Raw genomic sequence first — 11,325 nt, 5'->3', positions numbered from 1 at the left:
CCGCCTCCCCGTGCCCCTGCGGCCTGCCCGCCGTCTACGGGGAGTGCTGCGGCCGGTTCCACTCCGGCAGCGCCGCCGCACCGACCTGCGAGGCCCTGATGCGCTCACGGTACGTGGCGTTCGTCGTCCGGGACGCGGCGTACCTGCTGCGCACCTGGCACCCCGAGACCCGGCCGCCCGGCGTCGACTTCGACCCGTCGATGCGCTGGACGGGCCTGGACATCCTGGACACCACCGAGGGCAGTGCCTTCCACTCCACCGGAACGGTCACCTTCCGCGCCCACTACACCGACGACGGCCGCCCCGACTCCCTTCACGAGAAGAGCCGCTTCGCCCGGCACGAGGGCGCCTGGGTCTACACGACGGCGGTCTTCGTCGACTGACCGGCGCCCGAGGGCCGCGCACGCCGGGCCCGTGCGTCAGACCGGAGCCCCCACCCGCGACGAGCCGCCGGAGCCGGCCGCGGGGGACAGCTCCTGGGCCAGGTCCTCCGCGAGCAGCCGCTTGGCGATCACGTCCACGGTGGCCCGGAGCTGAGCGTCGTCGGGGCGTGCGCCGTCCTCGGCCAGGCGGTCGTTCAGCCAGCGGCCCCAGGCGTCGGAGATCACCGCCGCCTCGCGCCGGCCCGCCGCCGTGTGCGAGAAGAGCCGCCCGTCGCCCGTCAGATAGCCCTCCTCGATCATCCGGTCGAAGACCGGCACCAGCACCTCCGGCGGAATCCGGTGCCGGGCCGCGATCAGCCCGAGGCCCGCATGGCCGACCATCCGGGTGAACAGGTCCACCTGCATCACGGCCCAGGCCCCCGCCATGTCGAGCCGGGTGTCGGACTCGGCGGTGATGCGCCGGGCGGTGTCCGGGCCCGCGTTGTGCAGGATCGTGGCCACGGAATACTCCAGGACCTTCGCCGAGTCCCCGCTGCCCGGCTGGGCGAAGCCCTCGCCCATGTCCGTCGACCCCAGCCGCGCCGAGTCGCGCAGCTTCACCTCCTTGAGGAACAGCGCGACGACGAAGCCGATCAGCGCGATGGGCACCGTCCACAGGAACACGGTGTGCAACGTGTCCGCGTACGCCAGCGCCAGCGGTTCCGACTGGGCGTCGGGCAGCGCGTGCAGGGCCTGCGGGCTCTCCGAAGCTCTGGCCAGGACCGCAGGGTCGCCGCCCGCCGCCACCGCCTGCGCGACCCCCTCGGTGAGGTTCGGCTTCAGCGCGTTGGCGTAGATGGTGCCGAACACCGCCGTGCCGAAGGCGCTGCCCAGCGTACGGAAGAACGTCACGCCCGAGGTGGCCGTGCCCAGGTCCTCGTAGTCCACGGTGTTCTGCACGGCGATCGTCAGCACCTGCATGGCCAGCCCGATGCCGAGCCCCAGCACCACCATGTAGAGCGACTCCAGCCAGACGCCGGTCCCCGGCCCCATCCGGGACAGCAGGAACAGCCCGGCCGCCATCACCAGCGTCCCCACGATCGGGAACACCCGGTAGCGGCCCGTCTTGCTCACCACGTTGCCGCTGAAGATCGAGGCGGCCAGCAGCCCCGCGACCAGCGGCAGCGTCCGCACCCCCGAGAGCGTCGCCGAGTCCCCGTCCACGTACTGGAGATAGGTCGGCAGGAAGATCATCGAGCCGAGCATCGCGAAGCCCACGATGAAGGAGAGGATCGAGCAGACCGTGAAGACCGGGTTCCGGAACAGCCGCATCGGCAGCATCGGTTCCTTCGCCCGCGTCTCCACCAGGCAGAACAGCGCCAGGGCGATCAGCCCGCAGACGAACAGCCCGATGATGACGGCCGAGCCCCACGCGTACTCGTTCCCGCCCCAGCTCGTCGCCAGGATCAGCGCGCTCGCCCCGACAGTGACCAGCGCGATGCCCCGGTAGTCGATGACCGGCCGCCCCGCCGCCTTCACCGACGGGATGTTCCGGGCGGCGGCGATGACCACCACGATGGCGATCGGCACATTGACGTAGAACGCCCAGCGCCAGGTCAGATGGTCGGTGAACAGCCCGCCGAGCAGCGGCCCGATCACGGTGGAGATACCGAAGACCGCCCCGATCGCACCCTGGTACTTGCCGCGTTCGCGCAGCGGGATCACATCCGCGATCAGCGCCATCGACGTGACCATGAGACCGCCCGCGCCGATGCCCTGCATACCGCGCCAGATGATCAGCAGCAGCATGTCGGACGCCAGGCCGCACAGGAACGACCCCGTGATGAAGATGACCGCCGAGACCTGGAAGACCAGCTTCCGCCCGAACAGGTCGCCGAACTTGCCGACCAGGACGGTGGCCACCGTCTCCGCCAGCAGATACGCGGTGACCACCCACGACATGTGCGCCGCGCCGCCCAGGTCCGAGACGATCGTCGGCAGGGCCGTGCCCACGATCGTCTGGTCCAGCGCCGCGAGCAGCATGCCGAGCACGATCGTCGCGAAGACGATGTTGCGCCGCCGCCGGTCGAGGACGGGCGGCCCCGCGGCGGCACTCTGCGCGGCGGGGGCTTGCTCGCTGGCAGTCGTCACCCCTGCACCCTCACACCGGCCCCCGGCCCCCGCATGCGGGGGCGGGCCGAACGGAGGTCCTAGCGGGGCAGCGAGGCGATCGACGTCTTCAGCCGCGCCACGAACGCCTCCCGGACGTCCTCGCCGACCCGGTCGAGCGACAGATACGGATTGAGGTCCTCCAGCTCCACGAGCAGCAGGGCGCCGTCCGACGTCCGGCAGGCGTCGACCCGCTGGATCCCGTGGTCGAGGGTGTTCCAGGCGATGAAGCGCCGGGCGAACTCCAGGTCCTCCGCGCTCGCCGCGTACGGCTCCAGCACCCACCGCCGCTCCGGGTCCGGGGCGTACAGCGCGTACTGGAAGTCGCGGTCGACGAAGTAGAAGGACACCTCGTGGCGGAAGTCGATCCGCGGCTGTACGAGGAGGGAGCCCTCGGCCGCCCGCTCCAGCTCGGTCCGCGCCTGTGCCGCCGTGACGAACCGCAGCCCGACAGAGTCCGCCCCCAGCTTCGGCTTGACCGCGTACCGGGGGACCTCGGGCAGCCGGGCCAGGTCGGCCGCCCGGTCCACGGTGGGGATGACGGGGAGGCCCGCCCGGTCCATCTCGACCAGATACTCCTTGCCCGCCATGTCGCCGCGCCCGTCGAGCGGGTTGTAGACCGGCGTCCCCAGCTCCAGGGCGCGTGCGCGGAACGCGTCGTACGCCTCGCGGTAGTGCAGGACGGGCCCGCTGTTGCGGATCAGCACGGTGTCGAACCCGGGCAGCAGCGCGGCCGCGTCCCGGGGGTGGCAGAGCGCCACGTCGAACGCCTCGCGCAGCCGGGAGGCCAGGAAGATGTCCTCGTCGCAGTAGCGGCGGCCGCGGGCCTCATAGGCGAGATCGGTGACGAGCAGGAGGGACGTGCGGCGTGCGTCGGCGGGTGACGCGGTGGTCATGGGCTCTCCCGGGATGAGGACGCGGACGGGCGATCACTATCGCCGACACCGCATCCGGCCCCTTGGGGGAGGGTGTCAGACGGCTTCGGTGGAGCTGCCCCGCACGGCCGCCACCCACTCGACGAGAAGACGCTCGTACTCCCGGCGGCCCTCCGGCGACACCACACCGCCGTCGGCGACCAGAGCGCGGATCTCCGCGTTCAGCTCGACCATCGGGCGGGCAGGCGTCGGCTGGGTCGAAGTGGGGGTCATGTGAAGAGGCTAGTGGTACGGAGGCGGACGGCGCACCGTCGAAGCGTGCGGGTGCGGCCGCGAGGGCCGTTCGTCCCCGGCCGGGAACCGGCGCCGGCGCGGCGGCCGCCCCGCGCCGCGGACCTCTCCACGCCGTCGCCACAGATTCTCCGGGACCGCCACGAACGAGCGATCCGGACCGTGTTGCCGCACGTGGACGCGGTGTGGCGGGGTTCCGGAGGTGTTGCGTGTTCCTTCCGGCGCGCTCGGTGACGGCCGCCGCCGCCGAGGCCGGACGACGATTTCCCCGTTCGCGTTCCGGCGTCGAGGTAAGTGTTCAGCGCGACGAGGATCACATGTGCCGACCGTCATGCCGGGGCTTTTGCCGGGCATCTGAGCCGCCCGGAGCGTCGCGTGACGCAGTGAACAGCCCCCTCCTGCCGGAGGGGACCGTCTTCACGTCCGGTGCGGCCGGGCGTGCCTATTCGCAGCCCACACCGTCGCCGTCGCGGTCGAGATGACGCCCGTACCCGGGCTGGCCGGACCGGAAGGGTGAGGCGCCCGCGGCGCGGACCGCGTCGCAGTTCTCGTAGTACGCCGACGCGCCGCCCGAGCCTCCGCCGCTGCTGTTGCCGCCTGCCGCCTGCCGCCTGCCGCTACCGCGTGGCCGGGTGGGCTGCCCTCGGTCGGGGTGGGTTCGGGGAGGACGTCCAGCCCTTCAGCGGATGTGCCGCCCCGAGATCGCCCGCGCGATGACCAGGCGCTGGATCTCGCTGGTCCCCTCGAAGATCGTGTAGATCTTGGCGTCGCGGTACATCCGCTCCACCGGATGCTCCCGGCTGTAGCCCGCGCCGCCGAGGATCTGGACCGCCTTTTCGGTTGCCGCGACCGCGAGTTCGCCGGCCCGCAGTTTCGACATGGAGCCCTGGCCCGCGTCGAAGGTACGGTCGTTGCGGGCCATCCACGCGGCCTGCCAGATCAGCAGGCTTACGGCTTCGATCTCGGTACGGATGTCCGCCAGCGCGAAGGCGATCGACTGGTTCTCGATGATCGGCCTGCCGAACGCCTCGCGCTCACCGGCGTACTCCAGAGCGTATTCGTAGGCGGCCCGCGCGATGCCGAGTGCCTGCGCGGCCACCGTCGGGCGGCTGACCTCGAACGTGGCCATCGCCGCCTGGCCCTTGGCGGTGGAGCCTTCGCGTGCCCTGGCGAGGCGGGCGTCCAGCTTCTCCTTTCCGCCGAGCAGGCAGTGGCCGGGGACGCGGACGTCGTCGAGGAAGAGGTCCGCGGTGTGCGAGGCGCGCAGGCCGAGCTTCTTGACCGTGCGGCCCGCCGTCAGGCCCCTCGTACCGGGCGGCACGATGAACGCGGCCTGCCCGCGGGAGCCGAGCGACGGGTCGACCCAGGCTACGACGACATGGACCTCGGCGATGCCGCCGTTGGTGATCCACGCCTTCTGACCGGAGATCACCCACTCGTCGCTCGCCTCGACGTAGCGCGCCCTCGTCGTCATCGCGGAGACGTCGGACCCGGCCCCCGGTTCGGAGACGCAGAACGCGGCGACCTTCGGGTCGTCCTCGTCGCCGTAGCACTGCGGCACCCACTCGGCGAGCTGGTCCGGGGTGCCGGAGGCGAAGATCCCGGCGACCGCGAGCGAGGTGCCGAACAGGGCCATGCCGATGCCCGCGTCGCCCCAGAACAGCTCCTCGTTGGCGATCTGGAGCGAGAGGCCTGTGGGATCCCCGTACAGCTCGGCGAGCGACTCGAAGCCGTACAGGCCGATCCGGGCGGCCTCCTGGATCACGGGCCAGGGGGTTTCCTCCCGGGCGTCCCACTCGGCCGCGGCCGGACGGACCACCTGGGCGGCGAAGCCGTGCACCCAGTCACGCAGGTCCTGCTGTTCCTCCGTCAGCGCCAGGGAGAAGAAGCTCATGCCCTCACGCCTTCGGGATGTCGAAGTAGCGGGTCAGGCCGGACGCGAGGCCGACGTCACCGGCGACCTTGAGCTTGCGCGTCATGAACATGGTGACCGGATTGGCGTTGCCGGAGACGAGCTTGAGGAACTCGGCGTCGGCCATCACCAGGGTGGTGCGGGGTTCGGCCTCCGAACGGCCCGGGGTGACCTGGCAGGCGCCATCCGCTATCGCGGTCTCGTAGAACGCGTCGCTCTCCCCGGTGATCTTCCAGCGGATCAGTGCGGTGAGGCCGCCCGCGGTCTCGGGGCGGAACTGCTGCCGCATCCGGCCGAAGACCTCGCCGAGTATCCGGGTGCGCAGCTCGCCCCGCATGACCTCGGCGAGCTGCTTGGCGGACAGGCCCTTGACGATCCGTGCGAACTCCTCGGGCGCGACCGCCGCGAAGTCGAGCGCGGACAGGTCGTCGGTGAGGCTGCCGCTGCTGGTTCCGTCCACGCCGATTCCTTACTCCGAAGTAAACTTACTTGGGAGTAAGGTAAGGGGAGCGGTTACGTCCCGCAAGGCCGCTCAGAAGGGCGAGCCGGGCAGCACCGCCAGTCGCGGATGGTGCGCGGCCAGCACCTTGTTGGCGCGGGCCAGTTCGGACAGGGCCTGTTCGCGGTCGGCCTGGTCCTCGACGCCCAGCCGGGGCCCGCGGAACCTGCGGACCTCGCGGGCCGCGCAGTCGGCGTCGAACTCCGCCTGGAGGATGTGCGGCGGAATGCACGAACCGATCAGCGCGGCGACCCGGTCCGGGATCGGCACGGGGACGAGGAGGTGCGAGGCGGTCATGGGGTGTTCCCTCTTCGGTGGTCGGCCAGGAGGCGGTGCACGGGATCCGTCGCCTGGTGGGCGGCGGCATCCCTCCTGTGTACGGGACGCGGTTCCGGGTTTCTCGCCGGATACGTCTCCGTGTCGCAACCGTTTGGGACTGACCGTCTATTTCGCCTTACGCGCCGGTAAGTTGACCCGGCGCGCCGAACGTGATCCGGATCAGGGGGATGTGCCGGTGGAGCGGGAGCGCAGACGCAGCGCGCGCAGCACCGCCTCGGTGGCGAAACGGCTCTCGGGATCGACGAGTTGGTCACCGAAAATGGTCTCCAGGCTGCGCATGCGGTAGCGCACGGTCTGCGGGTGGACATCCAGCAGCGCACCCATCTGCGCCGCGGTGCCCCGGGTGTCGAGCCAGATCCGCAGCGTCTCGACCAGCCGTTCGCGGCGGGTCGCGCTGATCCCCGCGACGGCGGCCAGCTCCCGCTGGGCGAGCTGGTCCAGCAGGGCGGGGTCGGACAGCAGCCACAGGGTGATGAGGTGGTCCTCGCAGCGGATCAGCGGAGCGTCGTCGATCACGCCGGAGTCGACGAGCTCCAGGACCCGGCGGGCCCAGCGGATCGACTCGCAGGCCAGCGCCGTGGGGACGGTCAGCCCGATCGCCGCGCGCCCGGCCGGCAGGGCCTGCTCCAGCATGGATCTTCGTGCGTCGTCCAGCGCTCCCGGAACGAGCAGATGCGGCTGCGGGGCGCTGAGATCGACCAGAAGGTCACGGTCCGCGCCGATCCGGTCCAGCTCCGCCGGGGCGCGCACGGCGACCAGGGTCACCTCCTCGGGCAGCGCCCACCCGGTCTGCTCGCACAGGTCGGCGATGGCGCTGCCGGGGGCCGGGCGCCCGGCGAGGATCAGATGGAGCAGACGGCGGCGCAGCGCCTCGCTGTGCTCGCCCGACTGGGACTGCACCTCCAGGAAGCCCTCCCGGGAAAGCGATTCCAGTTCGTCGACGTAGGCGAAGAGCGCGTCGGCGAAGCTCAGCATCAGAGTGGGGGAGAGGTGATAACTCTGCCCGACCTTCTTCGCGCGTCGCAGCGCCACCCGTGCGCCCAGCCGGTAGGCCCCCTGGAGGGTGTCCATGCTCCGGCCCTCGTACGCCTCGAACCGTCCGAAGCGCCGGCACATGTCGTCGCGGAGCGTGGTGGGTGAGGCGGGCTCGGCCACCAGATCGACGAAGGAGGCGAGGCTCTGCTCCACGCCCACCCGGATGGCCTGCCCGTTCGGGCCGTCGAGCAGCCGGGCGTATTCCGGATAGGCCCGGGTGACCTCGACGCCGATTTCCTTGATGAGGCTGGGCAGTTCCGGTCGCATGATCGCCGCGAATTCCTGCGGGAGCGGCCCGAGCGGGTCGTCGGTATCCAACGGCTGTATGAGATGTGGCATGACAGATCCCCTTGCTCTCGGCGCCCGGTGGTGGGGTGAGGCGGTGGGGGGAAAGCGCTCCCACGAACCGACAGGTGCGTACCAAGTCCGCGACGAAGATAGACCAAGGAACAGGCACTGCACACCACTTGGACAAGATCGACGTGCAGGGGGCACACATCTCGGCCGCACGGTGCGACTTCTGTGCAGGTCGGGCGGTGCTGCGCGCTTTCGGACAATGAATTTCGGCCGCCCGCTCAGACGGTGACAACAAAGCGGTTCCGCTGTCATCGAGTTGTTCCCGGCAGGGTCCGGCCGGAGTCGGACGGGCCGGGGAACGGGTGGATGTGCGAGCGGCTCACCATGGCGAACACGGGTGAACCCCGCCTGGTGCACGAGGGTTTCAAGCCGACTGGCTGAATTCCATGCCGTCTGCCGGAGAGCGGAAGCCGGACTTCCGTGCCTCCCGGCGCGTCGGCCCCGCCTGCGCACCGCGCGCGGGGTTCCGGCCGCCGGTAAGCAATTCCCGGCCCCCGGATGCGCATTCCTTGATAAGAGAACCGGGCCCCGATGCTCATCTACGGATCAAAAAGAGTACGGTGAAAAGAATCTTAGCCGGACGGATTGTGTCGCCCTGTTTCCCGCGAGTAACATCACGCCTCGATCAATTCGGTCGTGAAATCTGCCCGAAATTTGATGCTCCGATCCTCCGCCCCTGGGCCACCCGAGGCTCCATCACCGCCGAGAAGTCGTCGCGGTGCGGGCATGCGTTGCAGAACCGGTCAACTTCGTGCACGAGGCCGCGCCACGGCGGCCGACAGAGGGGACGACATGAGATCCGTTTCCAATCGAACCCGCGTAGGCCTTCTCGCGGCGTTCACGGCATTCAGTGCTCTGCTCTCCACCGGCTCGGCCGCCGCCGCCACCCAGCTCAACGGTGACTGGGCGCCCTTCGACCGCTGCCCGGTCGATGCGCCCGCCATGCTGGCCGCCGACGGCATCAACACCATCGCCACCTGCATCGCGTCGGGTTCGGCCACCGGATCCATCACGCTGGGCAAGACGAAGGTCTCCACCGGCCACACGGATCTCCAGCTCGGTGTCGTCCAGCGCGCCGATGGCACCGCCTCGCTGGTGGCCCCGCCCGAAGGGGCGCTGACGGCGGATCCGGCGGAGATTCCCGGCGGGCTGATCGGGCTGATGTGCCCCAGCGGAATTCCGCTCGTATCGGCAATCTGCCGTCAGTTGACGGACAACAACCTCAACCGTGTGACGGCGACGATCGAACCGGCCGGAGCACCCCGCGACTTCCATATGAGCGCCGCTTTCTCCACCGGTGAGCCCATTCTCACCATCCCGGTCCGCATCCACCTCAAGAATCCGTTCCTGGGTGACAAGTGCTACATCGGGACCACCGCGAACCCGGTGCTCCTCAAGCCGCAGAACGTGACGGCGCCGACCCTCTCGCTCCAGCGGTTCGGAGCAGACGGGACGCCGAACGACGACGAGGGCGAGATGGGGCGCTACACCTTCGACGGCGCTGACCAGGGCGACGCCACGTTCGCCGTGCCGGGAGCCAGTGGCTGCGGAGCCGGGCTCCTGGACTGGGCGGTGAACCTCAAGACCGGTCTCCCGTCCGCCGCCGGGAAGAACAGCGTGACGCTGGACGACACCACCACCTACTTCGGCAGCCCCTACGACCCCGCCGGCCTCGCGCCGAACGAGGGCCGCAAGCTGTCGGAATTCTGGCATTCCGCGAAGCGGTAGGCCGCACAGCACGGACCTCTCCAGTCACGTTCAGCCGAATCCCCAACGGAACGAGAAAAGGGAGTACACCCATGTTCAAGCGAACCGGTTTCCTGACCGCGATCGGGGCCGCCGCGGCATCCGTCGTCCTCGCCGCCCCGTCGGCCGTCGCCGCACCGACCAGCTGGACGATCAGCCCGACCGGTGCCTTCAAAGGCAGCGCCGGAGTGACCGTCCTGACCGACAACAACGGCAACAAGATCCAGTGCGCGACCTCCGCCGCCTCCGGCTCGGCGCCGACCTCGCCGGTCGCCGGGAGCCCGGCCAAGCTCGCGTCCATCTCGGCGATCTCGTTCAATTCGCCGTGCACCGGGCCGTTCAGCTCCACCTGGACGGTGACCACCACACCGCCGTGGGAGATCTGGGGCCTGGACTACGCGGCGGGCGCCGGCACCAACTCCACGGGCCAGACGACCGGTGAGATCAGAGCGATCAAGGCGAAGGTGTCCGGGAGCAGCATCCTCGGCCCCTGCACCTTCGACGTGACCGGCAAGGTCGCCGCCAAGTACAACAACCCGACCGCGGGCGGCAGCAACGGCACGCTGAACACCGCGGGCGGCGGGCTCACCCTGTCCATCGCCAACAAGGTCGGCGGCGGCTGCGGCATCGTCGGCACCACCGCCAGTTTCCAGGGCCTGTACACCATCGTGAACGTGGCCTCGGGCAAGTCCCCGGTCATCAGCGGCTGATCCCGCGCCGATGACGTACCGCGTCTGAACGCCGTGCCCGGCCGTGCGCACCTGACGGCCGGGCACGATTTCGCGCACCCGCCGACAAGGGGCGCGGCAGCGGATTGTCACCCGCTGCCAAAGTCCGCGCGCCGGTGATCCGATCAGGGATCCGGCCCTTCCCAGGGGGGCGTCGGCGTGCGTACCGTACCCGTCGGTAGGGCCCGCCCGGCCGCCGCCCGCAGAGCCGCGCCACACCCCGGACCCGCTCCGCAGCCGCCCGCCCCCTGGGCCCACGCGCGCCGGAAGGACACATCCGTATGACCGTCGATGCACGCGCCGCAGCGAGACGACCGATCCACTGGGCCGTGGGCGGGGCGCTCGTCGTCGCCACCGCGCTCGTCCCCAGCGCGGAGTCGGCCGCCGCGGAACAGACCTCGGAGGTCGCCCTCCGTTACGCCTGCCCGTTCCCCTCCGGGCCCGAGGAGGTGGACGTCGTGGTCTCGGCGGTGCTCCCCACCACGGCCCGCACCGGCGAGGAGATCCGCCCCGGTGAGGTGGCCGTCGAGGTGACCCTGCCGCCCACGGCCCTCGCCCGGTTCGCCGGACTGGACGCCGCCACTCTGTCGGCCGTCGCGCGGCTCACCGTACGCAACACCGTCGGCGACCGGTCCGCCGACGCCACCTGGCAGGACCTGACCGCACCCCCGGCCGACCTGCCCGAGCCCGCCGGAGGCGAGGGCGAAAGCGAGGGCGAAGGCCAAGGCCCGGGCCAGGACGAGGGCGAGGGGGAGCTGACCCTGACCGCCACCGGGGACGTGCCGTCGGTCTCCTTCGGCACCCCCGGACGCGCGACGCTCGCCTCCGCCGCGCTCGCCCTCTCGCTGTCCTCACTCACGGAGGCCGGTGAGCCGACCGCACCCCCGGGGCTCGACGTCGCCTGCGAACCGGTCCCGGGCCAGGAGACCGAACTGGCCGCGATCACGATCCGCGGCGGCGCCGACCCCACCGCCCCCGCACCCGGCCCGGGGGAGAGCGACCCCGCACCGGA

11 protein-coding genes and 1 pseudogene are annotated in these 11,325 nt (G+C 70.8%); 4 read left to right on the top strand and 8 right to left on the bottom strand.

Translation table 11 applies throughout. From position 1 onward, the window contains the following. Window positions 1-383: YchJ family protein (locus JS521_RS28770; protein WP_239487974.1), on the top strand; the 383-nt coding region annotated here is incomplete at its 5' end. 36 nt (window positions 384-419) lie between these two features. Here the strand turns inward: JS521_RS28770 and JS521_RS28765 are convergent. From JS521_RS28765 to JS521_RS28730, 8 genes and pseudogenes are all read right to left on the bottom strand, one after another. Continuing rightward, window positions 420-2,513 (bottom strand): MDR family MFS transporter, encoded by a 2,094-nt coding sequence (locus JS521_RS28765; RefSeq protein WP_205085875.1) that lies wholly within the window; start codon window positions 2,511-2,513, stop codon window positions 420-422. 59 nt (window positions 2,514-2,572) lie between these two features. Then, a complete protein-coding gene (locus JS521_RS28760) occupies window positions 2,573-3,427 on the bottom strand; it encodes an ATP-grasp domain-containing protein (RefSeq protein WP_205085874.1) in 855 nt (284 codons plus the stop codon). A 75-nt stretch (window positions 3,428-3,502) separates the two neighbouring features. Next, entirely contained in the window at window positions 3,503-3,679 is a 177-nt protein-coding gene (locus JS521_RS28755; RefSeq protein ID WP_205085877.1) for a hypothetical protein, read from the bottom strand. 460 nt (window positions 3,680-4,139) lie between these two features. Beyond that, a pseudogene (locus JS521_RS28750) lies at window positions 4,140-4,295 on the bottom strand (excalibur calcium-binding domain-containing protein); the annotation flags it as partial. 81 nt (window positions 4,296-4,376) lie between these two features. Continuing rightward, on the bottom strand, window positions 4,377-5,591 hold the full coding sequence (locus JS521_RS28745) for an acyl-CoA dehydrogenase family protein (protein ID WP_205085873.1): 1,215 nt from the start codon (window positions 5,589-5,591) through the stop codon (window positions 4,377-4,379). Between the two features lie 4 nt (window positions 5,592-5,595). After that, window positions 5,596-6,069, bottom strand: a complete 474-nt coding sequence (locus JS521_RS28740; protein ID WP_205085872.1) for an SCP2 sterol-binding domain-containing protein — start codon at window positions 6,067-6,069, stop codon at window positions 5,596-5,598. A 72-nt stretch (window positions 6,070-6,141) separates the two neighbouring features. Then, window positions 6,142-6,405, bottom strand: coding sequence for a hypothetical protein (locus JS521_RS28735; protein WP_097875222.1), 264 nt, complete (start codon window positions 6,403-6,405; stop codon window positions 6,142-6,144). A 201-nt stretch (window positions 6,406-6,606) separates the two neighbouring features. After that, window positions 6,607-7,821: a PucR family transcriptional regulator gene (locus JS521_RS28730; RefSeq protein WP_205085871.1), complete on the bottom strand. Its 1,215-nt coding sequence runs from the start codon at window positions 7,819-7,821 to the stop codon at window positions 6,607-6,609. Window positions 7,822-8,631: 810 nt separating this feature from the next. On the opposite strand from JS521_RS28730, the gene JS521_RS28725 reads away from it, so the two are divergent. From JS521_RS28725 to JS521_RS28715, 3 genes are all read left to right on the top strand, one after another. Next, the gene (locus JS521_RS28725) at window positions 8,632-9,567 is read left to right on the top strand and encodes a hypothetical protein (RefSeq protein ID WP_205085870.1); all 936 of its coding nucleotides are present in this window, start codon (window positions 8,632-8,634) and stop codon (window positions 9,565-9,567) included. 71 nt (window positions 9,568-9,638) lie between these two features. Then, window positions 9,639-10,295, top strand: a complete 657-nt coding sequence (locus tag JS521_RS28720) for a hypothetical protein (protein ID WP_205085869.1) — start codon at window positions 9,639-9,641, stop codon at window positions 10,293-10,295. Between the two features lie 299 nt (window positions 10,296-10,594). Next, on the top strand, window positions 10,595-11,325 hold a 731-nt coding region (locus JS521_RS28715; protein ID WP_372448625.1), incomplete at its 3' end, for a DUF6801 domain-containing protein.

Origin of the sequence: Streptomyces durocortorensis, assembly GCF_016901035.1 — a bacterium.
GTDB classification, from domain to species: Bacteria; Actinomycetota; Actinomycetes; order Streptomycetales; family Streptomycetaceae; genus Streptomyces; species Streptomyces durocortorensis.
The sequence above is the reverse complement of the archived record's forward strand: the minus strand, read 5'-3'. Positions and strand labels throughout refer to the sequence as shown.